The following is a 25,991-nucleotide window of genomic DNA, read 5'->3' as shown; positions in this document are numbered from 1 at the left end:
TGGAGGCTTCCTCGGCGGCGGACGTCATTGCCCCCGCCGCCCCTGCACGACGCGATCGAGAACGATGGCGCAGAGCAATATGGCGAGCCCGGCAAGGAGGCCCTGGCCCTGCGCGGCATATTGCAGGGCATGCAGCACATCCTCGCCCAGGCCCTTCGCGCCGATCAGCGCGGCGATCACCACCATGGAGAGGCACATGAGGATCGTCTGGCTGACGCCGGCCATGATCGATGGCGCGGCCGTCGGCAGGTCGACCTTGAAGAGGATGAAGGTCCGGGATGCGCCGAAGGCGACGGCGGCCTCGCGCACGGAGGCCGGGACGGACGCGATGCCGAGCGCCGTCAGCCGGACGACGGGCGGAATGCCGAAGATGATCGTCGCGATGATGCCCGACGGCTTGCCGATGCCGAAGAGCGCGATCACCGGAATGAGATAGACGAAGGCCGGCATGGTCTGCATGAAATCGAGCAGCGGGCGCACGATCGCCGCGACGCGCCTGTTGTAGCCGCACAGCACGCCGAGGGGAATGCCGATCGCAATGGAAATGAGCGCCGCCGTGCCGAGAAGGGCGACGGTCTGCATGCTCTTTTCCCAGTAGCCGAGGATGGCGAGGTAGCTGATCGCGACGAAGGTCAGCAGGAAGACGCGAAAGCCTGCGAGCTGCCAGGCGATGGCGAGGATGATCGCTATCACGACCGGCCATGGCGTCTGTGTGAGGATGCCCTCCATCACGCCGAGCATGCCGTTGATCGCCTTCGTCAGGGTGCCCGCCGCTGGCGAGACCGCGCTGCTGATCGTGGCGATGAACCGGTCCAGCCACGCGGCGGCGCCCGAGTTCCAGGCGGGATCGCTCGGGAAGGCGTCGAAGAGCGTGCGGTCGTTGAAATGAAGAAAGACGATCGGAACGAAGATGGCCAGCAGCGCCGCGGCGCCGGCGGCGTGAAGATGGCTGAACCCCGCCTTGCCCGCGTCGCCTTCCAGCCGCCAGGCGCGGAAACGGCGTTCGGCGATATGATTGGCGAGCCCACCCGCCACCAGGCGGGAGGCGGCAAGCATGCCGGTGCCGAGCAGGGCCACCAGCCACGCGCCGGTCCTGGCGTCTTCCGCCGCCTGCCGGGCATCCTTCGCCGCCTGTTCCAGGGCCGCGGCGGACCGTGTCAGCGACTTTGCGATGGGCGTACCGGCGTCCCGGGCGTTCGCGGCCTTCGCTTCGAGAAGGCGCGTCGCGGCGAGGGTCTCGAGCCTGTCGGCGCGCGCGCTCTGCCCGGCGCTGGCGCCGCCGCCAAGCGCGAAGGCGATCAGCACCACGGCGAGCAGGTCGGCGATGAGGAATGGCCAGAACGCTGACCAGAGGCGCCGCCCGGCGAGCCAGACGGGGCCGAGGACGGCGGCGGCGATGTTGAGGGAAGGCACATAGCCGCGCCGCTCGCCGATCCGCCGGAAAGCCCGGCGATAATAGGTGCTGTTGATGGCGGCGAAGCGGTCGATGGCCTCGTCCCGCGCCGTGTGGTCGCTCATGCGATGGCTCTTGCTTTCACGATGGGGTCTTGCGCGCGCGCCGGCAGGCGGGCGTTCTGGACGAAACGGCGGACATAGTCGTCCGCGGGCTGCGCCACGAGGTTCGCCGCCGTACCCGTCTGCACGATGCGGCCCGCCCGCATGAGAACGACGCGGTCGGCGATGCGGAAGGCTTCGTCGACATCGTGCGTGACGAAGACGGTCGTCTTTCCGAGATCACGCGACAGCGCCATGAACTGGGTCTGGAGATCGTGGCGGATCAGCGGGTCGAGCGCGCTGAACGGCTCGTCCATCAGGAGGATATCGGGATCGGCCGCGAGCGCCCGGGCAAGGCCCACGCGCTGTTGCATGCCGCCGGAAAGCGCGGCGACCCGCCGGTCGCCGAGGCCGTCAAGGCCGACGCGCACCAAAAGCTCGTCCGCCCGGTCCTCGCGCCGTGTGCGCGCCACGCCGCGGATCTCGAGCGGCAGGGCCACGTTGTCGCGCACGGAAAGATGCGCGAGCAGGGCATGCGACTGGAAGACCATCCCGATCCGCCGCGAGCGCAGCTCCCGCAGCGCCCTCGGCCCGAGCGACAGGATGTCGCCGCCGTCGATCCGCACCTTGCCGGCGCTCGGTTCGAGCAGGCGGTTGATCAGGCGCACGAGCGTCGACTTGCCGCTGCCGGAAAGGCCCATCAGGCAGACCAGCTCGCCCTTTTCGACCGACAGGCTCGCGCCGCCGACACCGATGACCGCGCGCAGGCGCTTGAGGACGGCGTCGTCCGGCACGGGCCGGCGGGCCTCTGCGAGAACCGCCTGCTCGTCCGTGCCGAAAACCTTCCAGACGTCCTCAAGCTCGATCATGGATCAGTTTCCGGTCCAGCCCGCGACGACATCCGGATTGGCCGCGATCCAGTCCCTGGCCGCATCGTCCGGCGTCTTGCCTTCGACGGCGATCGCGAAGGCGAGCTTGCTGACGGCATCCGTGGTGAAGGTCACCTTTTCGAGGATCGCCGCGACCTCGGGCGCGCTTTCCGCGAGCGACCCGGAATAGGCGATGTGGATCGCCGCATCCTTGTAGGCCGACTTGATCGCGGACTTTTCCAGCCAGTTCGGATCGGACGGCTCGACGAAGGTCCACGCGGCATCGTCGTGCTTCGGCTCCTCCAGCACTTCCAGCGCGTAGCGGGCGAAATTCTGGTGCGGGCCGTAGCAATAGCCGATCCAGCCGGTGCCGGCCTTCACGGCGGCGTCGAGATCGGCGGTCGCGACCGCCTCGTCCGTCGTCTGGAGTTCGAAGAAATCCGCAAAGCCGTAGTCGCGGGCGCGCACCGTTTCGATGTTCGTCGAAAGCCAGCCGGCAGCGCCGATCCAGATCTTGCCCTTGCCCTTGCCATCGGCGGAGAAGACGGCCGCCTTGGCCGGATCGGCGAGGTCGAAGACGGAGTGGATGTCGTGCTTGTCCGCCGTTGCCTTCGTCGTGCAATAGCCCTGCGTGCCGGCATAGGAATTGGCGGCGAGTTTCACCTTGCCGCCCTCGCCGGCATATTGATCGACGAGTGCCTGCTGGTTCGGCAGCCAGACATCGGTCCAGATGTCGATCTCGCCGCCATTGCGGTTCAGGGCCTCCCAGATGACGGGCACGGAGCCGGCTTTCACGGCCTCGACCTCCTTGCCGAGCTGCTCTTCGAGCAGGACCTTGACGACATAGGCTGTGCCTTGCGCGGTGGCGTAACCGGGATCGGCGATGGTGATGGGGTTTGCCTGCGCGAGGGCCGGCCAGAGCATGGCGAGCGCTGCCGAGGTCGCGAGGAGGGACTTGATCGTGAGATGCATGGTACGGTCCGTTCGGGTTGCGTTGGGGTGATATTCGGTGTTCAGGCGCGGTTCCGGCCCGCTTCGGAGGGCCGGTTGCGCGCGAGAGGGGGCAGGGCGAGCCGCTCGCGGAGCGAGCCGGTCTGCGGGCCGGGATTGAGAAGACCGCGTTCCCGCAGCAGGGGCACGACGGTGCGGATGAAGTCGTCCTGCCCTTCGGGAAAGGTCGGCGGCAGCAGCATGAAGCCATCGGCGGCGCCGCTGGCGGTCCAGTCCTCGATCTGGCCGGCGATGTCCTCCGCCGTGCCGATGACCTGCCAATGGCCGCGCGCGCCGGCGATGCGGCGGGCGAGGGCGCCGACGGTAAGGCCCTCCTTGCGGGCAAGCTCGGTCAGGAGGACCTGCCGGCTGCGGATGGAGTTCGACACGGGCAGATCCGGAAGGGGGCCGTCGATGTCGACCCCGGAAAGATCGACGTCTCCGAGATAGGTTTCGAGCAGCGAGAGCGCGACGTCGGGCTGGATGAGATCCTGCAGTTCGGCATATTTGTCTTCCGCCTCGGCCGTCGTCCTGCCGATGACGGGGAAGATGCCGGGCAGGATGAGGACGTCGTCGGCGCGCTTGCCCGAGGCCGTGCGACGCTTCCTGATGTCCTGATAGAAGCTGCGGGCCGAAACGATGTCGGTCTGCGCGGTGAAGACGACATCCGCGGTCTTCGCGGCGAGCGCTTTGCCGCTGTCCGACGAGCCGGCCTGTACCAGGAGCGGGCGGCCCTGCCGCGAGGGGGCGACGTTGAGCGGACCCTTGCTGCGGAAATACCGCCCCTCATAGTCGATGGTCTTCACGGCGTCGGGCTCGAAGAAGACGCCGCTCTGCTTGTCGCGCACGAAGCCGTCGGGATTCCAGCTCCCCCAGAGGGCGAGCACGGCATCGACGAATTCGTCGGCGCGGGCATAGCGGGCGGCATGGTCGAAGTCCGGCCCCGGATTGAAGTTGTCGCTTTCCTGCCGAAGCGACGAGGTGACGATGTTCCAGCCGATGCGCCCGTTGCTGATGAGATCGAGCGAGGCGAGCTGCCTTGCCAGGTTGTACGGCTCGTTGAAGGTCGTGGAGGCCGTCGCCACCACGCCGATCCTCATCGTCGCGGTCGCGACGGCGGCGGCGAGCGTCAGCGCCTCGAAGCCATGCGACCATTCGTCGACGCGCCGCAGGGCCTCCGCCCGGCTCTTCGGCACGCCGAGACGATCGGAGATGAAGGCGATCTCGAAGCCGGCGGCTTCGGCTGCGCGCGCGGCATCGATGTAATGCGCCGCGGTGATATTGGCATCGGCCCGCGTCGACGGATGCCGCCAGGCGGCGACATGATGCCCGCTGGGATAGAGAATGGTGCCGAGAACGATTTTGCGTGAGGACATGGCGACGAACTTGAAAGGGACAAACTGTTGCGGCTTCTCGCAAAATAATAAATTCTATAGTTTATGTAAGGAAATATGTTCTCTTCTGCGGCGCATGTCGGGTTTATTCATCGCGCCCCCGGCGGCGGGCGGAGTACCGGCCTCTCGCGCTCCCGTCCCGGCCGCAGCCGGCCAAGCCTTTGATCTGCCGAAGCCAAATCGAGGCGCCAAGCGAGGCATCCGCGTAAGCGCACCAGGCCTGCCGATATGCGGACAGTTTGGCGCGGGGGCCGATTTCGGGGGAGCATTTTTTCTCTTCGGCAGCCATTGGGCACATCGTTATCCCTTTAATCTATAGTTTTAGTAGATAATATCGCTGTGTGATTGAGCGGTGCCTGCGGTGCCGCGCCCGTTCCGGGGATCTCAACCGGCTGTCTTCAGCGCGCATTGGAGAAATATCATGGCATTTCCACCCACCGCCGCATCATCCGTTCCCACCGCCTCGCTCGAACTCGACGCCGATGTCCTCGTGATCGGCGGCGGGCCGTCGGGTACCTGGGCGGCCATCGCCGCGGCCGCGAGAGGGGCGAAGGTCGTCCTCGCCGACAAGGGCTTCTGCGGCTCGTCCGGGGCCACTGCGCCTTCGGGCACGGGGGTCTGGTATGTGCCGCCGGATCCGGCGCGCCGCGCGAAGGCGATGAACAGCCGCTGGGATCTCGGCGGCCGGCTGGCGGATCCAGCCTGGATGCGGCGGGTGCTGGACCGGACCTATGACAATGTGAACCAGCTTGCCGAATGGGGTTACCCGTTCAGCGACGACGCCGACGGCCGGTCGATCCGCAACGGCCTCGACGGCCCGGACTACATGCGCCTGATGCGCAAGCGCACGAAGGCCGCGGGCGTGAAAATCCTCGATCACAGTCCCGCGCTCGAATTGCTGCGCGATGATGGCGGCGCGGTGGCGGGGGCCGCGGGCGTCCGCCGCCAGAAGGCGGACACCTGGCTGGTGAGGGCCAATGCGGTCGTCATCGCGACGGGCGGCTGTGCCTTCCTCAGCAAGGCGCTCGGCTGCAATGTGCTCACCGGCGACGGCCTTCTGTTCGCTGCCGAGCTTGGCGCCGAGCTCTCGGGAATGGAGTTCTCGACCGCCTATGCCATGGCGCTGGAAGGCGGCTCGGTCACCAAGACGCGCTTCTACGATTGGGCGACCTTCACCTTCGAGGACGGTTCGCCGATTCCGGGCGCGGCCTCCAAGGGCGGCCGGTCGGTGATCGCGCGTGTCCTCCAGTCGCGGCGCGTCTTCGCCCAGCTCGACAAGGCCGACGCGGAGACGGAGCAGGCGATGCGCTATGCCCAGCCGAACTTCTTCCTGCCGCTCGACCGCGTAGGGATCGATCCGTTCCGGCAGCGCTTCCCGGTGACGCTGCTCTTGGAAGGCACGGTGCGCGGCACCGGCGGGCTGCGGATCGTCGACAGCACCTGCGCCACGACCGTCCCGGGCCTCTATGCGGCGGGCGATGCGGCGACCCGCGAACTGGTTTGCGGCGCCTTCACCGGCGGCGGCAGCCACAATGCCGCCTGGGCGATGTCGTCCGGCTACTGGGCCGGCAGCGCGGCCGGCGAGCATGGCCGCCACCTGCGCGGCCGCAACCGGACGGTCCTGCGCGCCGGCGGCGTCGGCGTCGCCGATGGGCCGGGCCGGGCGATCGACGCCGCGGCGCTCACCCGGGCGGTGCAGGACGAGGTCTGGCCGTACGACCGCAACTATCTTCGCTCCGGCGAGCGGCTGACCGACTCGCTCGGCCGTCTCGACGGCCTCTGGCGCGACGCCCGTTCGGCGCAGGCCGCGTCGCTCGACGAGGCGCAGCGCACCCGCGAAGGCGTGGCGATGCTGGCGACCTCCCGGTGGATGTACCGCAGCGCCCTGTCGCGGACCGAAAGCCGCGGCATGCACAAGCGCGAGGATTTTCCCGAGAAGGACGACAGCCAGCTTCACTACACGACGAGCGGCGGCCTCGACGAAATCTGGATCGGACACGAGCGCGCGCCCTCGCCCGAAGTAGAGGTGCTCGCGGCATGATCGAGGTCATCAGTGAGGATCGCTGCACGGGCTGCAACATCTGCGTCAATGTCTGTCCGACCAATGTCTTCGCCCCGGTCGCCGGGGGCATCCCGGTCATCGCGCGCCAGGATGACTGCCAGACGTGCTTCATGTGCGAGGTCTATTGTCCGGACGACGCGCTCTACGTGGCGCCCCACGCGACCGAGATCACCCATGTGACGGCCGCGGAGCTGGAGGAGCGGGACCTCTTCGGAAGCTATCGCAGGTCGATCGGCTGGATCAGGGGCGGTCGGCCCCGGCCGGCGCCGGAAATCATGCAGCGACTGGAGCACCGCTGAAGGCGGGCCGGCTGCAAGCCTCAAGGCATGAACCGCAATTGGAACGAATGGGGATTTGAATGTCTATCAATCGCAGAATGTTCGTGGCCGCGCTGACGGCCGTCATCGGGTTCGCGGCCGTGCAGGCCATGCCATTACAGGCGCTGGCGGCGGAAAAGCCGAGCGTGATCCGCCTCGCCTCCTTCGGCAACGCCGCCGGCAAGCCCTATGGCACGGGGGCGATCGGGGTTCTGCGGGCGCAGGAACTGCTGGAGAAGGAATTTGCCGCCGACGGCATCTCGATCGAATGGCAGTTCCCGCGCGGAACCGGCCCCGCGATCAACGAGGCCATCGCAAACGGCCAGCTCGACTTCGCCTATTACGGCGGCCTGCCGAACATCGTGGGGCGCGGTGCCGGCCTCAAGACCAAGGTCGTCTCATCCTATGGCGTCAGCCCGAGTTATGTCGTGGCCCGGCCGGATGCGAAGATCACCTCGATCGCCGATCTCAAGGGAAAGAAGGTCGCGACATCGCGCGGCACGATCAACGAGCTCAGCCTCTTCCGCATCCTGGGGCAGGCGGGCCTGACGCCGGACGACATCCAGTTCTTCGACCTGCAGACCGCCGACCAGATCGCCGCGATCACCTCGGGTGACATCGATGCGGTCGTCGGCGGGGGCAGCAGCGTGCTTCAGCTCGTCGAGCAGAACATCGCCACGGTCGTCTTCACGACGAAGGGCAGTCCCGCTCCCGGCAGCAATTTCGGGTCCTTCGTCGTCACGGATGCGTTCCGCGAGGCCTATCCGGACCTGACGCAGCGGGTCGTCAACAAGTTCGTCGAGGCATCCTACTTCGCTTCCGACGAGAAGAACCGCGAGGCCCTGTTCGATATCTGGGCGCTGACCGGCTCGCCGCGGTCCACCTTCGAGAAGGACTATGCCGACGAGGTGCTGAAGGATCGCCAGAGCCCGCTTCTCGACGATTTCTATCGGGCGAACGTCACCGCCGGTGTCGATTTCGCCGTCAGCCAGAAGCTGATCCGCAAGCCGTTCGACGTCAACGAATGGGTGGACGACAGCTACCTGAAGAAGGCCCTGAAGGACTACGGCTACGAGAACGTCTGGACCCCGCGCGACAGCAAGGGCAACGCCGTCCAGTTCTGACGCTTTCGGTCTGTCCCGATTTTTCGACCGCCAGCTTTCACCGGATTCCCGGTGAAGGAAAGGAGAGAGCATGTCCGACGTCACCTTCAAGGCGCCCGTCATCATCAGCGATCGCCGGCCTCAGCGGGCCGGTGCAGGAGAGGGCGCGGCGCGCTCGTGGCCTCGGCCTTGGCTGCCCGATGCGGTTGCCAGGGTGCTCCTGGGCCTCGTGCCTCCGCTCGCGCTGCTGGCCCTGTGGTCCTATGCCGTCCGGCAGGAATGGCTGGCGGAGCAGATCCTGCCCGCGCCGATCCTTGTCTATGAAACGACGCTCGACCTGCTGCTGACCGGCCAGCTTGCCGAGGAACTCTCGGTCAGCCTTGCCCGCGTCGGGGCAGGTCTTGCGATCGGCGGCGGGCTCGGCCTCCTGTTCGGGCTCGCCTTCGGGCTCTTTCGTACGCTCGACCTCTATGTCGCGCCGACGGTTCGCGCCTTCTGCCTCGTGCCGTCGCTGGGCTGGCTTCCCTTCTTCATGCTCGTCTTCGGCATCGGCGAAACGCTCAAGCTCGTCCTTATCGCCAAGACCTGCTTCCTGCCGCTGATGGTCGGGGCCTATGAGGGATTGCATAGCCGGCCGCGCAAGTACGACGACGTTGCGAGCGTCCTCGAACTCTCGTGGTTCTCGCGCGTGCGGCTGGTCGTCTGGCCGTCCATTCTGCCGTCCATCCTGACGGGGATACGCCAGGCGCTCAGCCGCGGCTGGAAGGTGCTCATCCTCGTGGAGATGATCTCGTCGGCCGCCGGCCTCGGCTATCTGATGATGTGGGGGCGCAAGGCGTTCCAGCTCGACGTCGTCTTCGCGACCATGATCGTCATCGGCCTGGTCGGCTGGGCGCTCGACCACGCCCTGACGCGCTTCCAGCACCGGGCGACCGTCTGGTCGTTCAAGGCGGCCTGACATGGCGGCGACTGATTTCTCCGCCGTGTCGCGGTCCGGCATCGTCGCGCGCGCTTTGGTGCTGCCGGCCGGGCTTCTTCTCCTCTGGGTACTGTTGGACGCCCTCGGCGCCTTGAAGGGCGGCATCGTGGTATCGCCCTCGCAGGTCTTCGGCACGGCCTATGAGGGATTTGCCGACGGCTCGCTGCCGGGCGCGGCGCTCGCGACCCTGCTGCGGGCGCTGACCGGCTGGGCCATCGGCGCGCTTGCCGGGCTCGTATTCGGCCTGGTCCTCGGCCTGTCCGGCATCGCGCGCAATCTGTTCGACCCCTCGATTTCCAGCCTGCGGCAGATCGCCCTGTTCGCCTGGATCCCGCTGCTCAGCGCATGGCTGGGAAACGGCGAGGCGATGAAGATCACGCTGATCGCCCTTGGCGCCTTCTTTCCCATGGCGCTCGGCACCCAGGCGGGCTGCCAGAACGTCCCGGCGCCGTTTCGCGAGGTCGGCAGGGTGCTGGAGCTCGATCGCCGCGCGACGATCACCGCCATCATCATTCCCGCGGCCCTGCCGTCGATCCTGGTGGGGCTGGAGCTCTCTCTCAACATCGCCTGGCTCGGCACCTTCGGCGCCGAATACCTGATCGGCACGGGCTACATCAACGGCATGGGCGACGGCCTCGGGGCCTATCTCGCGGCGGCGCGGGAATATGCCCGCATGGACCAGGTCCTGCTCGGGGTCCTGTTCCTCGCGCTGATCGGCCTCGGCCTCGACAGGCTCGTTCTCGGATTTTCAAGGAGGCTCGTATCATGGCGGACGCCCTGACGCTTTCACGACCGGCCGCGCGGGATGCCGGCGCGGTGGCCATCCTCGGCGTGTCGAAGACCTTTCACGTCGAGAACCGGACGGTGCATGCGCTCGACGACGTGTCGCTTGCGATCGCATCTGGTGAATTCATCAGCATCGTCGGGCCGAGCGGCTGCGGGAAATCGACGCTGCTGCGCTTCCTCGCCGGCCTGGACAGGCCGGACGGCGGCCGGATCACGGTGGATGGCGAGGTGGTCGACCGGCCGAGCCTCAAGCGCGGCATCGTCTTTCAGGATCATCGCCTGCTTCCCTGGCTCAATGTGGAGGAAAACGTCGCGCTCAGCCTTCGCAGCCTTGCCGGCGCGCCGGCCGACAAGAAGGAGAGGGTGCAGTCCCTCATCGACCTCGTGGGGCTGACGGGCTTCGAGAAGGCCCTTCCGCACGAATTGTCCGGCGGCATGTCGCAGCGCGCCGCGATTGCCCGCGGGCTTGCGCCGCGGCCGCCGCTGCTGCTGCTGGACGAACCGCTCGGCGCGCTCGATTCCCTGACGCGCAGCTATCTCCAGGACGAGCTCCTGGCGATCCGGGAACGGGAAAAGAGCACGGTCGTCATGGTGACGCACGATGTGGAGGAAGCGATCTATCTCTCCGATCGCGTCGTCGTCATGGAGCCGAGGCCCGGGCGCATCGCCGCGATCTTCGATATCACAAGCAGGAGGCCGCGCCACCGCGACGATCCGGATTTCGTGGCGACGAGGCGCAAGATCACGGACCTGCTCGCAAAGCGGTAGCGAGCGTGCGATCCCTTCCTGGCCTTCCTGAAATACGAGGCCAGGTTCGAACTGGTTCAGCCCTCGGCGCATCGTCGCGATGCGTCTGGGTCGCCAAGCCGACGGCTGGGCGTTTTGGCCGGAGCGGTATGGGTTGCCAGCTCGCCGGCAGTCAGATGACAGCGTATGAACCCATTTTTCGTCGCGTGAACGGGCGGCCGCGCCTCGGCACACAGATTGCCGACCTGGCGGGGACAGCGGCCGGCGAGCGGGCAGCCGACGCCATGCATGGCTCTCGACGCCGGAAAGGCGGGTGGCCGGGAGACGTAGTGGTCCTTTCGAAGGCCGGGGGCGGCCTCCAGCAGCATTTCCGTATACGGGTGGAGCGGGGCGACGCGCCTGGGGCGCGGCGCGGCAGGCTGTGGTGGCAAAATCGCAGCGCGGCTCGAACTTGCAGCCGTCGCGGTCAAGTGCCATGCCTCATGTCCGGGATCATTCAGCGGGAATGGGCAAGTGGATTGGCCGTTCAGCCGTCTTGCGCGCCGAGAGCGCCGCAACGCCGAGCATATGCCCGCGTCCCTTGAGGTCGTGCTGTCCAAGATCTTCGACAACGATGGCATCCGGAAGCACAATCTGCGCTGCGAGCTTATGGGAGATCAGCACGTCGCGGCCGAGCGTCTTGCAAAGCCTTTCGATGCGCGCCGTCGTATTGACCGTGTCGCCGAAGAACGCGATTTTGTGATGGTCGACGCCGATTTCCGCCGTGACGATCGGTCCTCCATGAAGGGCAGCCCGCAATCGCGGCACTTCCCCGAAACGGTGCTTCCAGGTCCTGGCGTGGGCGTCGATTTCGGACAGGATGTCAAAGACGCAGCGGACACAGCGGGCATCCTTGATCCCGCGGGCAAGCGGCCAGGTGACGATCGCGGCATCGCCGACATAGTCGTTGATGGCGCCCTTGTGGCGCCGCACCGGTTCCGCGAAGGTCGAGAAGATCGCCTTCAGATACTGTTGCGCGCGCAGGTCGCCGTGTTTTTCCGCATAGGCGGTCGAGCCGGCGAGATCGATGAACAGGAACACGCGCTCTTCGGTGACCGGTTGACGATAACGGCTGATCAGCATGCTGGTGAACACATCCCTGCCGAGCAGGTCGCGAACACGCAGGATGAAGATGATCAGAAGGCAGACGGCGAAGCCGTAGAGAAGCACCTCGACGGGCATGACCATCGCCTCGACGAGCGAGCCGGCTTTGATCATGCCAAGCAGGAGAAGGCCGGCGCTGGCCACCGCATAGCCGGCACTCATCAGGATTTGATAGGCAAGGAGCGACGCAAGGAGATAGGGCAAGCTCGGCAGTTCATCGATCTTCCGACGCAGTTTGCGGAAGGTCGCCCGGCGCTCGAAAGCGATGATGGGCATTCCCATGGCGATCGCATAAGCTGGCCCCACGACCGGCAGCAGCCGCCCTGGCGACATCATGACATCGTAGAGAATCCCGCTCAGCACCAGGCCGAGGACTATGAACAGCCAGTTTTGAGCAGGCGAGATTTCCCGCATGGCGCAGAGCGCTCCTTTGGCGTCGGCAGGCGTTGTCGCACCCGCGCTGTTGCGGTCCAAGTCGACTGCATTGCCGTCCATGAACGGCAGGTGCGCGCCGCAAGGGCGATCGAAGCTCCGGGGAAATGCCGGGCGGCCCGTTTCAGGGGCCGCCGGACCGCACCGGCGCTCAACAACATGATACGCTATCGTCTTTCAAAACAATCGAAAACGCTGTCGCCAAACCCAACGTGCCGCTGCACCCATTGCCTTTCCTCACGCGAGTTTGATTTCAGGAGCGCTCAACGCTTTGGAGACGATCGCGTATGTCGTCGATCGATGCGCGAATGGCGCTGATCGTTTCGCCGTCGAGCCCGACGGCGTCCTGGATGCAACGCGCGATCTCTGCCGCATGGCCTCTCAGCGCGTGTCCTTCCTTGGTCAGATGCAGGAGGACCTCGCGTTCGTCTTTCGGGTTTCGCGTCCTGGTGACCAGACCGGCCGCCTCCAGCCGCTTGAGAAGGGGCGTAAGCGTGCTGGAGTCGAGAAAAAGAATCCCGCCCAGTTCCTTCACGGTGCGGCCGTCCCGGCCCCAGAGCGTCACCATGACGAGGTACTGAGGGTAGGTGAGCTTGAGCTTGTCGAGCAGCGGGCGGTACAGCTGCGTGAAGGCGTGTTCGGCGGAATAGACGGAAAAGCACAGCATTTCCGAGACATCCGGGATGGACGGGGGCTGGCTGGCGGGCGCTGGCGTCATGGCGGTCTCCTTTCTCTCACAAATAATTTGTGCGCGATTGATTTGCAAGCAATTGACAAAGGGCCTCATCGCGCTACTTCACGACCAGCGACGGCACCCGGCTTTTCTACAAGGACTGGGGTGTCGGCCAGCCCATTCTCTTCGCTCACGGCTGGCCGCTGTCATCCGACGCCTGGGACCAGCAGATGCTGTTCTTCGGGCAGAATGGTTTCCGCGTGATCGCCCATGATCGCCGCAGCCATGGCCGCTCCGACCAGACCTGGGACGGCAACAACATGGACCGGTACGCCGACGATCTGGCGGAATTGATCGAGGCGCTGGACCTGCGCGACGTGATCCTCGTCGGTCATTCGACCGGCGGCGGCGAGGTCGCGCACTACATCGGCCGTCACGGCACGGCGCGTGTCGCCAAGGTCGTCCTTGTCGGCGCCGTCCCGCCGCTGATGCTGAAGACGGATGCCAATCCCGAGGGAACACCGCTCTCGGTGTTCGACGGCATCCGAAAGAACACCGCTACCAACCGGCCGCAGTTCTTCTTCGACCTGACCGTTCCCTTCTACGGCTTCAATCGCGACGGCGTCGAAACCAACGAGGGCCTGCGCGAGAACTTCCGCCGCATCGGCCTGCAGGGCGGCATCAAGGGCCAGTATGACTGCGTCCGCGAATTCTCCGAGGTCGACTACACCGAAGACCTTCGGCGGATTGATCGCCCGACCCTGATCATCCACGGCGATGATGACCAGATCGTCCCGCTCAAGGCTTCCGCTCGATTGGCCGCGGAAATCGTCCCGGATGCGACCCCTGAGGGTCTATCCCGGCGGATCGCACGGGCTCGCCGAGACCGAGGCCGAACGCTTCAACGCCGATGTCCTGACCTTCATTCGCGGCTGAGCGCGTCCTCAGGTCCCGAAATCCACAGAACCAGATCAGAGAAGGAAAGTATCATGTCCAAGTTTGCTGCAACGGTTGCTCTCGCAGCCACGCTTCTTTCCGGTGCCGCCGCCGCCGAACCGGCCAAGCCCACCATCGTCCTCGTGCATGGCGCGTTTGCCGACTCCTCGAGCTGGAACGGAGTCATCACCCGCCTTCACAAGGATGGGTACAGGGCCGTCGCCGTCGCAAATCCGCTGCGCGGCGTCTCGCATGACGCACGGCTCGTGTCCGATGTCGTCGACAGCATCGAGGGCCCGGTGGTCCTTGTCGGTCATTCCTATGGCGGCCAGGTCATCTCGAACGCCGCGAAGGGGCACGACAACGTCAAGTCGCTGGTCTATGTGGCGGCCTTTGCGCCGGACACTCGCGAGGCCGCGGCCGAGCTGGCCGGCAGGTTCCCCGGCGGTACACTCGGCGAAGCGCTTGCTGCCCCGGTCAAGCTCGCCGGGGGCGGCGTCGACCTCTACATCGACCAGACGAAGTTCCGCGACCAGTTCGCGCACGACGTTCCGGCCGAAGCGACGGCGCTGATGGCGGCCGGCCAGCGGCCGATCACCGAGGCGGCGTTGACGGAAAAGTCCGGCGACCCGGCCTGGAAGGCGCTGCCGTCGTATTTCGTCTATGGCGATGGCGACAAGAACATCCCGGCGAAAGCACTGGGATTCATGGCCGAGCGCGCGGGCTCCAAGCGCACGGTCGTCGTGGAAGGCGCGTCGCATGTCGTGATGGTCTCGCAGCCGCAGGTCGTCGCCGACCTGATCGAAGAGGCTGCGCGATAGGCTGACACCGACCTACGACACCAGGCCACGGCACGTGAGCGCCGTGGCCTGTCCGTTTCCTCGGCTCCGCGGTCTGCAACCTCTTCGGAAGGATTGTCATGCGGACCGTTGCTGAACTGAAACCGGCGCGCCCTTGCAGCCAGAATGTGCTCGAGATCCTTCAGTGCCGCTGCCGCGGTGGCGAGCGGTTCCTTGCCGGATCCGATCGCGACCGTTTCGCCCATCGCGTCGGTGGTGATGCGGATTGCCTTGTCCTTTCCGCCGCAATCGCTTGTGGCCACTCCGAGCCGGACACGGCCATGGGGTGCCCGGGCCGCGATCCGGCATTGTTGGCTGCCGCCGATCATGATCGGCGGCGGTGCCCGCGAAAATCCGATGCCGTAACGACCACGCGCGCGAAAGATCGGGCCGGCCACGTCCATCAGGCATGGGCGGCGTTCTTGCAGAGAGGGGATGACAAGGCCCGACAGCAACCGGCTTTTCCTCGATGCCCCGTTCGAGACCTCGCCATCCCCACCCGGATCAGCCCGCGGTGCCCGGTGCCGGCGTGTTGAGCAGCTGCTGCTCCCAAAGATAGGCGATGCCGCTTCCGGCAGCGTGCTGGAGGACCACGTCGTTCAGCGCGATGGCGGTTTCGGTCCGTGCCCAGTCGCGCTGCCACTCGGATGCCAGGGCCAGCCAGGTCATCAAGTTCACGCCCGCCGCGGCCATGCGCTGGATGGCGACCTCATGCGCCTCGACCGAAACCGCGCCCGACGCATCGGTGATGACCGTCACATCCCAGCCTTCCCCCGCAGCCTGGATTGCCGGCATCGCGACGCAGATCTCGGTCCACAGGCCGGCGATGATGAGCTGCTTGCGTCCCGTCGCCTTGACCGCATCGACCACCTTCTGATCTTCCCAGGTGTTGATGAACGTCCGGTCGATCACCTCCTGGCCGGGGAACACATCGGTGATCTGCCGAAAGAGGAGGCCGCCGCGATCGGCGATGACGCTTGTCAGGATCGTCGGGACGTTGAAGACCTTGGCGGCCTTTGCCAGCGCCGTCGAATTGTTGACCACGATGTGCGGGTCATGGCTGTTCAGGTTCGCGAGCTGATAGGGCTGATGGTCGATCAGGACGAGGACCGAATCTTCGGGACGAAGAAGCGAAGCAAGGCCATTACGAAAGGTCATGAAGACATCCTCTGTTGCCGTTTTGTGTGGGATTGGTCTGGCAATCGACAGGCGCCGGATGCGGCGCTGCCTGCGAAACGGACTCTGTCATCCCGCATCATGATGCGGTAGCGCCCTTTCGTGCTAAGCTGTGTCGCAATATGGGGAACGCCGAATGGACATGGAAGACCTGCGGACATTCGTGGAGGTTGCCGATGCGGGGGGCGTTACGTCTGCGGCGCTCCGGCTCGGCATCTCCAAGTCGATGGTCAGCCGGCGGCTTATACGGCTTGAGGCGGAGCTCGGTACCCAGCTTCTCGCACGAACCACCCGCGGCGCCGCTCTCACGGAAGCCGGTGCCACGTTCCGGGATTATGCCGCCAGGGTTTGCGCCGAGATCGACGTGGCCAGGGAAACGATCCTGCCCGCCGGTGAGCTGTGCGGCCGCCTGCGGATTGCCGCGCCGCTTTCGTTCGGCCCGACCCACTTCGCCCCGGTGCTCGCGGACATGGCGCGACGCCACCCGCAGCTCCACATCCACACGTCCTACAGCGACCGCTTCGTCGATCTCGTCGCCGAAGGTTTCGATTGTGCGATCCGGATCGGCACTCTCCAGGATTCCAGCCTGATCGCCAGGCGCATCGGGCCGCTCCACGGGAAGTTCGTCGCGAGCCCGGATTATATAAGGACGCATGGATCCCCGGAAACGCCGGAAGAGCTCGTCGCCCATCAGGCCCTCATGCAGGGCATGGAAACCTGGCAGCTTATGGATGGTGACAGGGTCATGACGGTCAACCCGCGGGGGCGCTTCAAGGCCGACAGCGGAGTGGCTCTTGCCGTGGCCGCGGCAGCCGGGCTGGGTATCGCCGCGCTGCCCGACTACCTTATCCAGGACTACATGGCGTCCGGCGCGCTTGTTCCGGTCATGACGCGCCATCCACCGCCACCAGCCGGCATATTCATTGTCCGCCCGCCGGGGCAGCATCCCGCAAGGAAGGTGCGGATCCTCACCGAAATGCTGATCGAGTGTTTCGAACAGGCACCAGACCCGGCGTGAGCGCCATGAGGGGCAAGCCTACGGATTGCCTTGGCAGGCCTGCAGTTCGAGCCGTAGCGTGTCGACCAGTTCGGCCGCCGGCATTGTACGCGTGAGCGGCGCGCCTTGTCCGGCCCATTGCGCCCCGAAGCCGTATTCCCCTTTTGCCTTGGCGGCGGCATGGAGGGCCTTGCCTGCGTCGTAGGCGATCGGATAATCCGGCGGGAGGCGGTTTCCGACCGTCCTTGCAAGTGCGGTAAAGCGGTTGGCAAGCGCACGGGCCGGCCGGCCCGATATGAGCGGCGTAAGCGTGGTGTGGTAGGCTGCCGGCCCGGCAAGTGCGGCGCGGTACGCGTTGTCGGCAGCGGACTCGGGACAGGCGATGAACGCCGTGCCGAGCTGTGCTGCGGCCGCACCGAGGTCGAGCGCTGCGGCGATGCCCGCGCCGTCCATGATCCCCCCGGCTGCGACGACGGGCAGGGAGGTGTTCTTCACCAGCAACCGGGTCAGCGCCATGGTGCCGAGCGCATCGTCGGGTGCGGCGGGATCGAACATGCCGCGATGCCCCCCGGCCTCGATCCCCTGCGCGACGATCGCGTCGATTCCCGCAGCTTCGACTGCCCGTGCCTCATCGAGGCTGGTTGCTGTGGCGAGCATGAAGATGCCGCGCTCACGCAACGCCGACAGCACATCGGCAGGCGGCAGCCCGAAATGGAAGCTGAGAACCGGCGGGGCCGTCTCCAGCAGCATCGCCACCATGTCGGCGTCTTCCGCAAGGCTCTTGTAGATCGTGCGGAGCGTTGCGGGCGGCTCCGCACCGAACTCGGCGAACAGAGGGCGCAACCATCCAAGCCATTCCGCCTCGCGTGCCGGGTTGGCCGACGCCGGCCCGTGCACGAACAGGTTGACGTTGAATGCCCGTCTGGTGCGTTCGCGCACTTCCGCGATCATCGAGCGCGCGCCGGCGACGTCCGTCGCGCCCACCCCGATGGAACCGAGGGCGCCCGCTTCCGAGACGGCAGCCGCCAGTTCGGGCGTCGAAACACCCGCCATGGGAGCTTGGATCAGGGGAAGCGAAAGGTCGAGCTGATCGAGAATGGACATGCCAGGCCTCTTCTGGAACCGTATATGAAACACCCTCGCGACGTGAATTTGGACGAGCGCCGCTAAAGCCAAAGCGCCCCTTTGCGCCCGCGAGCGTGGGAATGGGTTTGCCGTTGATTCGAAGCGCTGCATTTTTGACATGCAGCCCTCCAACCGGAATTCTGAATCTGCGAGGCAAGCATAGAGCGCGCGCCCGGATTGTCTCCCGAAATCTATCCTGCGAGGAATTTGTGGCGCGAAGGCCGGCCGCGTCGGACCATCGCCTCACCAGACGGCCCGCAGCATCATCTCCGCGCCGAGAAGCGCAAGGGCGATCAGGAAGCAGCGCTTGAACATGGCCGGACTGACCGCTTTCCTGACGTGCTGGCCAGCCCACATGCCGATCAAGGCCGGAACGACGGCGAGGCTCGAAAGCGCTGCTCCATCAAGCTGAAATGCCCCTTGCAAGGAAAGTCCGGCGGCGAGCGCGACGGTGGAAACGGTAAAGGAAAGACCGAGGGCCTGAACGAGATCATCCTTCTCGAAGCCGAGGGCTTGGACATAGGGTACGGCCGGAATGACGAACACGCCGGTTGCACCGGCGATGAGGCCGGTGGCAAGCCCGATCACCGGCGAGAGCCACGCTTCATGAGCCTGGCTGACATGATAGGGCTTCGCCAACAGCGTGTAGACCGCATACACCGCGAGCGCGAGACCGAGCAGGGCGGTGGTCAGGCTGGTATTGCCGCCCGCCAGCATGGAGGTACTGCCGAGCGTGCCGACAAGAACTCCGGCCATCATGGTCCAGAGCCGCCGCACGATGCCGACAAGGCTCGGACCGGAAACGAGTTGCCAGACATTTGTTACGAACGATGGGACGATGAGCAACGATGCTGCCGCAAGAGGCGACAGGAGCCCGCCGAGAACACCCATGGCGACCGTCGGGAGGCCCATTCCCGTGACGCCTTTGACGATGCCGGCGACGAAAAACGTTGCTCCGGCAGCAAGCAGCAATGAGATCGATGCATCATTCATGATGCTTTCTTACGCGCCGCGCCGTCATCCACAATGCGGCAGTTCCGTATCCAGCCTTCGTCTGGACCGAAGGCTATGGCGCGTGTAACGTTTTAAGGATGCGCTTCGACTTCATCGACCTGCGTCTCTTTCTCGCCGTGGCTGAGGCTGGCAGCATCACCCACGGAGCGGCGCAGGTCGGTCTTTCGCTTGCAGCGGCCAGTGATCGCCTGCGGGAAATGGAGGCCACCGGAGACGTCCGCCTGCTCGAAAGGGGACGCCGGGGCGTTGCGTTGACGGAGGCGGGGGAGGCACTTTCCCACCACGCGCGCGAAATCCTGAATCAGGCGACCCTCATGCGTGGGGAAATGGGGCGCTACGCGAAGGGGCTGCGCACGAATATCCGGGTGGTCGCAAATACGGCAGCCATCGTGGAGGTTCTTCCAAGCCGCCTGTCGCCATGGCTTGCCGCGCATCCTCAAGTCGATGTCGAACTCCGGGAGCGTCAAAGCCAGGAAATAGCCCGAAGCATCGCCGCGGGCTTTGCCGATATCGGCGTGTTGTCGGATGCGGCCGCCCATGAAGGTTTGCTCCTCAAACCCTTTGCGGTGAGCAAACTAGTCGTGGTCTCGGCAAAGACACATCGGCTCGCAATGGAAAAGGAAACCCGGTTCGCCGGTCTTGCCGAGCAGTATTTCGTGGGCCTGGAGGGCGGCGCATTGCAGGATCACATCGACGCTCAAGCGGACAGGATAGGCGTACGGCTCCGATACCGGGTGAGACTGCGGACGTTTGAATCCATATGTGCGGCGGCAAGTGACGGCGTCGGGATCGCCATCGTGCCGGATACGGTGGCGCGGCGGTGCAAGCGAGCCTATCCGTTGGCGCTGACGTCCTTGGCAGATGCATGGGCAACGCGAAATCTCTCCGTATGCGTGGCCTCCGGACGCGATCCGACCCCGACGGTTCAAGCGCTGTTCGACCATTTGGCCAGTGCATGATCCGAGCCCTTCCGGCCGGGCCGGCCGCCGGGCAATGGCCGTGCATTTCGACGCTGCGCCAGGACGGCAAGCCAGATCATCCCGGGTGGGGGAACCACGCATCGCAACTGAATTGACACGCCCTCGGATAGACGAAGGGCGCTCGACCCTTTCGGGGAGCGCCCTTCTGGACCCGGACGACTACGAACGCGCGAGGCAGCACCATCGCTGCAGGCAGTCATCGATTACGGGTGGTGAGCGATAGATGGGGGGAGGGTGCCGGGATTTCAAGGCCGTCCGGGTCATCCATCGTGCGAACGGGCAATCCGAGGCAAACATCGCAAATGCCGCAGCCATCATCGTCCATCGGCTGGTCCGCGCGCTCGCAACAGAGGCAGACGGCTGCACATCGGAGGCGGCCCTTGCTTCTTGCCGGGACCATGATTTCCATCGCATCGTCCGATGCGGCATTGGTGACGAATTCCTTCATCGCCCGTTTCTCCGTTGACCTCCGCAGCAAAAGATAAGAGCTGCGGGGCGCTTTGCAATGGCAATTCCTCGCCAAGCCAAGAGCCTTTCACGCCGGGGATGGACTCTCCCGGCGCCGCATGCTGTTCTGGGGGCCGGAGGGACAGGTATGGCGTATGAATGGGATCCCCGGCGCGCGCGGCGCGCACGCTTGATCAGGCTGGCGGCGGCGGTAGCGATCAGCGCGTCGGCAATAACGGTGCCCGTCGCGGTCCTGCTGGCGGCCGCGCCGATCTGACATCCTCACCAGAGGCGGCGGTCGGCCTTTGCAACGATCATCGGCATGGCCGCGGCGCCGGCGGTTCCGAGGCGCAGGCGCTGAACGAGATTGCCGAGCAGGGCGGTCGCGGCGATCGTGAGCGCAATCCGCAGCCAGGAATGGTCTTCGCGCGGCCGGCCGGCCCGGGGCGAATGCCGATGCATGGCATCTATTTGCCTTCTCAAAGCAGCGACGTCCTTTCGGAGCGCGGCGAGATCGCGGTGAATATTGCCGCGCGAAGCGTCGCGTTCGGGCGCCTCGACCATATCGCCGTCCTCCTCGACCTCTGCAAGATACTCCCGAAGCTGGGCCGGGCTGTCGAAACCGCTTGTTCTCACATTCACCATCGCTCTCTCCTGTCGTCTCGTGGTTTCGCTTCAACGCGCAATGCGCCGAAAAGATGCGTGTTGAGCGGCCGGACACAGGGCGCTTGTCCCGCGCCAATGGTGCACTATCTGCATCAGCCGGAACGATGTGATCGGTCGCGCAGACGGCGCAGGAGAAGATGCGATGGCACAGAACGATCCGTTCGAGCTTTCCCGTTTCGTTGCAGCGCAAGATCGCGTCTTCGACACGGCCCTTGCCGAGCTCGGCGCGGGGCGCAAGGAAACCCACTGGATGTGGTTCATCTTCCCGCAATTGCGTGCGCTGGGGCGGTCGCCCACCGCGAATTTCTACGGCATCGGCTCCATCGAGGAGGCCCGCGCCTATCTCCGGCATCCCGTCCTTGCCGACAGGCTGGCGCGCGCGGTCGATGCGGTGCTCGGCGTGTCCGGCCGCTCCGTCCATGAGATCTTCGGTTCGCCCGATGATCTGAAATTCCGTTCTTCGATGACCCTGTTCGGCGAAGCTGCCGGGGCGGAGGGGCAAAGATTCCGGCTCGCCCTGGAACGATTTTTTGCCGGCGAGCCCGATCCGCACACGCTCGAGCTCATGCAGGCCGCCGCTTCCAGTCGCGGCCCCTCTGATCGCGCGTGACGCGATGGCGCAGCCGTTCTTCACCATCGGCCATTCCAACCTCGACCTTGCGGACTTTCTCGCACGGTTGCGGTCCGCAAGGGTCGAGCGCCTCGCCGATATCCGCAAGATGCCGATGTCGCGGGCCAATCCGCAGTTCAACCGGGACACGCTGCCCGACGCGCTTGCCGACGTGCAGATATCCTACGAGCATATTGCGACACTCGGCGGGCTTCGCGGCCGCAAGCCGGCCTTGCCGCCCGACATCAATGGCCTGTGGAAGAACAGGAGCTTCCACAACTACGCCGACTATGCGCTATCGGGCGAGTTTCGGGAGGGTCTCGAGCATCTGCGCGCCGAAGGGCGCCGGCGGCGTTGCGCAATGATGTGCTCGGAGGCGGTGTGGTGGCGGTGTCATCGCCGCATCGTCGCCGATTACCTGATCGCTCAGGGCGAAACCGTCTTCCACGTCATGGGCGAAGGCCGCCTTGAGGAGGCTCGCCTGACACCGGGCGCCGAGCCGAGACCCGATGGGACGGTGGTCTATCCCTCGCCCGATGATCCCGTTCCGTAACGGGGCGAGGCAGATGGAGGTTTGACAAAAAAGCGTTGCGCGGCCCGTTGCGAGGGGCGGGCCGCGCGTCCTGGGAGGACCGTTGGGGTTGCCTCAGCCGAGGCGGGCGCGTGCGCCGTCGGACAGTTCCTTCAGGATGATGGCGCAGGAGGTCGCGCCGGCATCCAGCACGCCGAGCGAGCGCTCGCCGAGCCGGCTGGCGCGGCCGATCTTCGCCACCAGGCCGATCGTCGAATCGCGCCCGGCCTCGGCGGCCGCAACGAGTGCTTCCAGCGCCTCGCCGAAGGATTTGCCCGCCGCCGTCGCCGCGTCGAAGGCCTCGACCGCCGGAACGAACGTGTCGAGCAGCGTCTTGTCGCCGACCTTGGCCGAGCCGATCGACCGGATGCCGGAAAGGCCGGCATGCAGCATCCTGCTGTAGGCCGCCGCGTCGATCGTCTCCACGCCTTGGATCGTCTCGGCGAATTCCGTGAACATGACGCCGTAGAGCGGGCCCATCGAGCCGCCGATCTCCGTCATCAGCACCGTGCCGAGCGTGTCGAGGGACTGGGCGAGCGACGCGTCCTTGCCCTTCAGCCGCTCGGCGGCCATGCCGAAGCCCTTGGCCATGTTCACGCCATGGTCGCCGTCGCCGATCCTGCCGTCGATCTCGCTGAGATAGGCCCGGTTCTCGACGATCCGCTCGGCCATCGAGAGGACGATCGCGCCGGAAGACGCATTGTCGAAGGTCTGCATGGGGCTTCCTCCCGTCACAGGATGATCGTGCAACGCGTCTCGACATCGAGCAGCGTCTTCAGGTCGTCGTCGAGCGCCATGACGGTCAGCGTCGCGCCGACCATTTCCAGCGAGGTGAAGTAGTTGCCGATCCAGGTCTTGCGGATCGTCAGCCCGCGCGCCGAGATCTCGCTCTCGATCGTGTCGTTGAGGATGTAGAGCTCGTTGAGCGGCGTCGCGCCGAGGCCCGAGACCAGCACGGCGACCTCGGTGCCGGCGGGAAGGTCGTGATCGTCGAGCACGATCTTCACCATGTCCCTGGCGACCGCCTCGGCCGTCTTCAGCGTCTCGACGCGCACGCCCGGCTCGCCGTGATGGCCGATGCCGACCTCCATCGTGCCCGGCTCGATCTGGAAGTTCGGATGGCCGACGGCCGGCAGCGTGCAGGGGCCGAGGCCGACGCCGATCGAGCGGCAGTTGTCGATCGCCTTCTGCGCGGCGGCCCGCACCTCCTCGAGGCTCGCGCCGGTCGCCGCCTTCGCGCCGCCGATCTTCCACATGAAGATCTCGCCGGCAACGCCGCGGCGCTTCTCGCGTTCCGCGATCGGGGCCGAGCAGACGTCGTCGTTGGCGACCACCGTCGCGACCTCGATGCCGTCCTTGGCGGCAAGCTTCGTCGCCATCTTCACGTTCATGTTGTCGCCGGCATAGTTGCCGTAGAGCACGACGACGCCCTTGCCGCCGTCGGCCGCGCGGATGGCGTCGTGGAAGCTCTTGGCGGTCGGCGAGGAGAAGAGCTCGCCGACGGCGACTGCATCGAGCATGTTCCTGCCGGCATAGCCGATGAAGGCCGGCTCATGGCCCGAGCCGCCGCCCGTCACAACGCCGACCTTGCCGGCAAACGGGGCGTCCCGGGCGACGACGACGCGCGGGTTCTCCGCAAGGCGCACGATATCCGAATGCGCCTTCACAAAACCCTTGACGGTATCCTCGACAACAAGGTCAGGGTCGTTGATGAAACGCTGCATGGTAACTCCTTGAGAATTGCGAGAGCCGGTCCGGGCTCAAAGAATGGTGTAGCCGCCGTCGATCAGAAGATCGGCGCCGTTGATCATGTCCGCGCCCGGCGAGACCAGGAACACGGCGGCGGCGGCGATCTCTTCCGGGAAGGCGAAACGGCCGGTCGGGATGCGCTTCCTGGCGGCGTCGCCCTTCTCGCCGGCCCAGGCCTTCTTGCCGAGTTCGGTGAGCACGATGGTGGGCGAGATCGTGTTGACGGTGATGCCGTGTTTGCCCCATTCGGCGGCGAAGGTCTTCGACATGCCGATGACGCCGAACTTGGAGGCGCAATAGGCGACGTGCTCCTCGATCGCCACCGTGCCGGCCTGCGAGGCGAGGTTGACGATCTTGCCGCCCTTGCCGTTGGCGATCATGCGGCGGCCGACCGCCTGCGTGACGAGGAAGCTGCCCTTGAGGTTGATGTCGATCGTCTTGTCCCATTGGGAAAGCGTCAGGTCTTCGGCCGGGGCCAGCGCGACGATGCCGGCGCTGTTGACCGCGATATCGATGCCGCCGAAGGCTGCGGCCACGTCGGCGACGGCCTTTTCCACCGAGGCCGGGTCGGAGACGTCGCAGACGAAGGGCTTCGCCGCACCGCCGAGCTCTTCCGCCTTGGCCTTGGCGATGTCGGCGTTGATGTCGAGCACCGCGACCTTCGCGCCCTTGGCCGCAAAGGCCGTGGCGATGGCCGCGCCGATGCCGGATGCGCCGCCGGTGACGAGCGCGACCTTGCCGTCGAGCGGGAAGTTGAGGTCGATCCTGGGAGGTGTGTCGGTCATCGGTTCAGCCTTCGTATCTTGAGAGAGCGGGGCGGCGGGGCCGCCCCGCGGTTTTGCCCGTTACTTGCGCATGTCCAGCAGCTTGTCGACGTTCTCGGTCGTGACCGGCGTCCACGGAACATTGTATTCCTTGTCCTTGCCGTCGTTGAACGGCATGTCCGGGTACTGCGCCCAGATGTCGGACTGCGGCTTGTAGTCGCCCTTCTTCGCATGGAAGATCGCGAGGTCCAGCGCGCCCTGGGCCTGTGCGCGGGCGTCCTGGAGGATCGAGGTCATCGTGCCTTCCTTGACGGCGGTCAGCGCGTCGGTGATGCCGTCGATGCCGGCGATCGCGAAATCGTCGGTCTTCAGGCCCGCCGACTTGATCGCCTCGATCGCGCCGAGTGCCATCTCGTCGTTCTGGCCGATGACGCCGTTGATCTGGCCGGGATGGGAGGTCAGCCAGTTCTCCATCAGCGTCTGGGCTTCGGCGCGCGACCAGTTGGCGGTCTGCTGCTCGAGGACCTTGACGTCCGGGCACTCGGCGAGCGCCTTCTGGTTGCCTTCGAGGCGCGAGATCTGCGCGGACTGGCCGATCGGGCCCTCGATGATCACGACATTGCCCTTGCAGCCGATCTTGTCGAGAACGGTCTTGGCTTCCATGTAGCCGGAAATCGTGTCGTCGGAGCCGACATAGGCGGCGAGCAGGTCGGAGTTCACGCGGGTGTTGGAGCCGACGACCGGAATGCCGGCGTCGCTGGCGGCCTGCACGGCCGTCGCGCCGGCTTCGATGTCGATCGGCACGAAGATGATCGCATTGAACTTCTGCGTGATCATCGTGTTGAACTGTTCCTGCTGGACCAGCGCGTCATAGCGGCCGTCGAAGACGGTGAGCTCGACTTCGCCGCTCTTGACGGCGGGGTGCTCTTCGAGCGCGGCGGACCAGATCTGCATGAATTCCGCGTTGAGGCCGTAGGGGGCCGCGCCGATCTTCAGCTTCTCCTGGGCCATGGCGGACGAGGCGAGCAGGGCGGTCGCCGAGGCGAGCGCGATCATCAGTTTCTTCATGTCATTCTCCTCCTTTGAGAATTCCGGCCGCACTTCGGCGTGCCGTTTCGTCCACGGGCG

The 25,991-nt window shown here is 65.8% G+C and carries 27 protein-coding genes and 2 pseudogenes; 12 read left to right on the top strand and 17 right to left on the bottom strand.

All coding sequences use genetic code 11. The features are described from left to right. Positions 1-24: 24 nt before the first annotated feature. The 4 genes from AABF56_RS23390 to AABF56_RS23375 are packed head-to-tail and all read right to left on the bottom strand — an operon-like array spanning position 25 to position 4,729. Positions 25-1,518: an ABC transporter permease gene (locus tag AABF56_RS23390; RefSeq protein ID WP_272807996.1), complete on the bottom strand. Its 1,494-nt coding sequence runs from the start codon at positions 1,516-1,518 to the stop codon at positions 25-27. Further along, positions 1,515-2,363: an ATP-binding cassette domain-containing protein gene (locus tag AABF56_RS23385; protein ID WP_272807997.1), complete on the bottom strand. Its 849-nt coding sequence runs from the start codon at positions 2,361-2,363 to the stop codon at positions 1,515-1,517. Before AABF56_RS23385 ends, AABF56_RS23390 begins: the two co-directional genes overlap by 4 nt. Before the next feature lie 3 nt (positions 2,364-2,366). Then, positions 2,367-3,335, bottom strand: a complete 969-nt coding sequence (locus AABF56_RS23380; protein WP_272807998.1) for an ABC transporter substrate-binding protein — start codon at positions 3,333-3,335, stop codon at positions 2,367-2,369. A gap of 41 nt (positions 3,336-3,376) precedes the next feature. Then, a complete protein-coding gene (locus AABF56_RS23375; protein WP_272807999.1) occupies positions 3,377-4,729 on the bottom strand; it encodes an LLM class flavin-dependent oxidoreductase in 1,353 nt (450 codons plus the stop codon). A 439-nt stretch (positions 4,730-5,168) separates the two neighbouring features. Between AABF56_RS23375 and AABF56_RS23370 the strand changes: the two genes are divergently transcribed. From AABF56_RS23370 to AABF56_RS23345, 6 genes are all read left to right on the top strand, one after another. Further along, positions 5,169-6,788, top strand: coding sequence for an FAD-binding protein (locus tag AABF56_RS23370; protein ID WP_272808000.1), 1,620 nt, complete (start codon positions 5,169-5,171; stop codon positions 6,786-6,788). Continuing rightward, complete coding sequence (locus AABF56_RS23365) at positions 6,785-7,108, top strand: 4Fe-4S binding protein (RefSeq protein WP_272808001.1); 324 nt, start codon at positions 6,785-6,787, stop codon at positions 7,106-7,108. Before AABF56_RS23370 ends, AABF56_RS23365 begins: the two co-directional genes overlap by 4 nt. A 59-nt stretch (positions 7,109-7,167) precedes the next feature. Then, a complete protein-coding gene (locus AABF56_RS23360) occupies positions 7,168-8,250 on the top strand; it encodes an ABC transporter substrate-binding protein (protein ID WP_272808002.1) in 1,083 nt (360 codons plus the stop codon). A gap of 70 nt (positions 8,251-8,320) precedes the next feature. After that, entirely contained in the window at positions 8,321-9,187 is an 867-nt protein-coding gene (locus AABF56_RS23355) for an ABC transporter permease (RefSeq protein WP_272808003.1), read from the top strand. A gap of 1 nt (position 9,188) precedes the next feature. Next, on the top strand, positions 9,189-9,989 hold the full coding sequence (locus AABF56_RS23350) for an ABC transporter permease (protein WP_272808004.1): 801 nt from the start codon (positions 9,189-9,191) through the stop codon (positions 9,987-9,989). Further along, positions 9,974-10,762 (top strand): ABC transporter ATP-binding protein, encoded by a 789-nt coding sequence (locus AABF56_RS23345; protein WP_272808005.1) that lies wholly within the window; start codon positions 9,974-9,976, stop codon positions 10,760-10,762. The genes AABF56_RS23350 and AABF56_RS23345 overlap by 16 nt, the downstream gene beginning before the upstream one ends. 56 nt (positions 10,763-10,818) lie before the next feature. Here AABF56_RS23345 and AABF56_RS23340 read toward each other — a convergent pair whose 3' ends face one another. The 3 genes from AABF56_RS23340 to AABF56_RS23330 form a co-directional block, all read right to left on the bottom strand. Continuing rightward, positions 10,819-11,109: a hypothetical protein gene (locus AABF56_RS23340; protein ID WP_338341916.1), complete on the bottom strand. Its 291-nt coding sequence runs from the start codon at positions 11,107-11,109 to the stop codon at positions 10,819-10,821. Between the two features lie 124 nt (positions 11,110-11,233). Beyond that, positions 11,234-12,298 (bottom strand): adenylate/guanylate cyclase domain-containing protein, encoded by a 1,065-nt coding sequence (locus AABF56_RS23335; RefSeq protein WP_272808152.1) that lies wholly within the window; start codon positions 12,296-12,298, stop codon positions 11,234-11,236. Positions 12,299-12,569: 271 nt separating this feature from the next. Further along, complete coding sequence (locus AABF56_RS23330; protein WP_272808007.1) at positions 12,570-13,034, bottom strand: MarR family winged helix-turn-helix transcriptional regulator; 465 nt, start codon at positions 13,032-13,034, stop codon at positions 12,570-12,572. Between the two features lie 77 nt (positions 13,035-13,111). On the opposite strand from AABF56_RS23330, the pseudogene AABF56_RS23325 reads away from it, so the two are divergent. Both AABF56_RS23325 and AABF56_RS23320 read left to right on the top strand, forming a co-directional pair. Beyond that, positions 13,112-13,925, top strand: a pseudogene (locus AABF56_RS23325) (alpha/beta fold hydrolase); the annotation flags it as partial. Between the two features lie 53 nt (positions 13,926-13,978). Beyond that, positions 13,979-14,746, top strand: coding sequence for an alpha/beta fold hydrolase (locus AABF56_RS23320; protein WP_272808008.1), 768 nt, complete (start codon positions 13,979-13,981; stop codon positions 14,744-14,746). A gap of 122 nt (positions 14,747-14,868) precedes the next feature. Here AABF56_RS23320 and AABF56_RS23315 read toward each other — a convergent pair. Continuing rightward, a pseudogene (locus AABF56_RS23315) lies at positions 14,869-15,006 on the bottom strand (homoserine dehydrogenase); the annotation flags it as partial. A 262-nt stretch (positions 15,007-15,268) separates the two neighbouring features. Continuing rightward, positions 15,269-15,922 (bottom strand): hydrolase, encoded by a 654-nt coding sequence (locus tag AABF56_RS23310; RefSeq protein WP_272808009.1) that lies wholly within the window; start codon positions 15,920-15,922, stop codon positions 15,269-15,271. Between the two features lie 154 nt (positions 15,923-16,076). Here AABF56_RS23310 and AABF56_RS23305 point away from each other — a divergent pair, with 154 nt between their 5' ends. Beyond that, positions 16,077-16,958 (top strand): LysR family transcriptional regulator, encoded by an 882-nt coding sequence (locus AABF56_RS23305; RefSeq protein WP_272808010.1) that lies wholly within the window; start codon positions 16,077-16,079, stop codon positions 16,956-16,958. A gap of 18 nt (positions 16,959-16,976) precedes the next feature. Here AABF56_RS23305 and AABF56_RS23300 read toward each other — a convergent pair whose 3' ends face one another. Then, positions 16,977-18,041, bottom strand: a complete 1,065-nt coding sequence (locus tag AABF56_RS23300) for an NAD(P)H-dependent flavin oxidoreductase (protein WP_272808011.1) — start codon at positions 18,039-18,041, stop codon at positions 16,977-16,979. A 264-nt stretch (positions 18,042-18,305) separates the two neighbouring features. After that, positions 18,306-19,055 carry a sulfite exporter TauE/SafE family protein gene (locus AABF56_RS23295; RefSeq protein ID WP_272808012.1) on the bottom strand — a complete coding sequence of 250 codons (750 nt, stop codon included), beginning with the start codon at positions 19,053-19,055 and terminating at the stop codon, positions 18,306-18,308. Positions 19,056-19,153: 98 nt separating this feature from the next. Here AABF56_RS23295 and AABF56_RS23290 point away from each other — a divergent pair, with 98 nt between their 5' ends. Then, the gene (locus AABF56_RS23290; protein ID WP_272808013.1) at positions 19,154-20,035 is read left to right on the top strand and encodes a LysR family transcriptional regulator; all 882 of its coding nucleotides are present in this window, start codon (positions 19,154-19,156) and stop codon (positions 20,033-20,035) included. Positions 20,036-20,252: 217 nt separating this feature from the next. Here AABF56_RS23290 and AABF56_RS23285 read toward each other — a convergent pair whose 3' ends face one another. Then, positions 20,253-20,504: a hypothetical protein gene (locus AABF56_RS23285; protein WP_272808014.1), complete on the bottom strand. Its 252-nt coding sequence runs from the start codon at positions 20,502-20,504 to the stop codon at positions 20,253-20,255. 281 nt (positions 20,505-20,785) lie between these two features. Then, positions 20,786-21,148: a hypothetical protein gene (locus tag AABF56_RS23280; protein ID WP_272808015.1), complete on the bottom strand. Its 363-nt coding sequence runs from the start codon at positions 21,146-21,148 to the stop codon at positions 20,786-20,788. A 163-nt stretch (positions 21,149-21,311) separates the two neighbouring features. Between AABF56_RS23280 and AABF56_RS23275 the strand changes: the two genes are divergently transcribed. Beyond that, positions 21,312-21,779: a DUF1810 domain-containing protein gene (locus tag AABF56_RS23275; protein ID WP_272808016.1), complete on the top strand. Its 468-nt coding sequence runs from the start codon at positions 21,312-21,314 to the stop codon at positions 21,777-21,779. Between the two features lie 4 nt (positions 21,780-21,783). Next, the gene (locus tag AABF56_RS23270) at positions 21,784-22,332 is read left to right on the top strand and encodes a DUF488 domain-containing protein (RefSeq protein WP_272808017.1); all 549 of its coding nucleotides are present in this window, start codon (positions 21,784-21,786) and stop codon (positions 22,330-22,332) included. A 93-nt stretch (positions 22,333-22,425) separates the two neighbouring features. On the opposite strand, the gene dhaL is transcribed toward AABF56_RS23270, so the two are convergent. Genes dhaL through AABF56_RS23250 form a run of 4 tightly spaced genes read right to left on the bottom strand, consistent with a single transcriptional unit; the run spans position 22,426 to position 25,931 of the window. Next, entirely contained in the window at positions 22,426-23,067 is a 642-nt protein-coding gene (gene dhaL, locus AABF56_RS23265) for a dihydroxyacetone kinase subunit DhaL (protein WP_272808018.1), read from the bottom strand. Positions 23,068-23,081: 14 nt separating this feature from the next. Further along, positions 23,082-24,074, bottom strand: coding sequence for a dihydroxyacetone kinase subunit DhaK (locus tag AABF56_RS23260; RefSeq protein ID WP_272808019.1), 993 nt, complete (start codon positions 24,072-24,074; stop codon positions 23,082-23,084). A gap of 36 nt (positions 24,075-24,110) precedes the next feature. Further along, positions 24,111-24,884, bottom strand: coding sequence for an SDR family oxidoreductase (locus AABF56_RS23255; RefSeq protein WP_272808020.1), 774 nt, complete (start codon positions 24,882-24,884; stop codon positions 24,111-24,113). 60 nt (positions 24,885-24,944) lie between these two features. Next, positions 24,945-25,931 carry a substrate-binding domain-containing protein gene (locus AABF56_RS23250; protein WP_244766013.1) on the bottom strand — a complete coding sequence of 329 codons (987 nt, stop codon included), beginning with the start codon at positions 25,929-25,931 and terminating at the stop codon, positions 24,945-24,947. Positions 25,932-25,991: the final 60 nt, after the last annotated feature.

It is taken from the genome of Shinella sp. WSC3-e, assembly GCF_945994535.1.
Taxonomy (GTDB): domain Bacteria; phylum Pseudomonadota; class Alphaproteobacteria; order Rhizobiales; family Rhizobiaceae; genus Shinella; species Shinella yambaruensis.
Note: the sequence above shows the minus strand (reverse complement) of the source record. Positions and strands in the feature narration are given on the sequence as shown.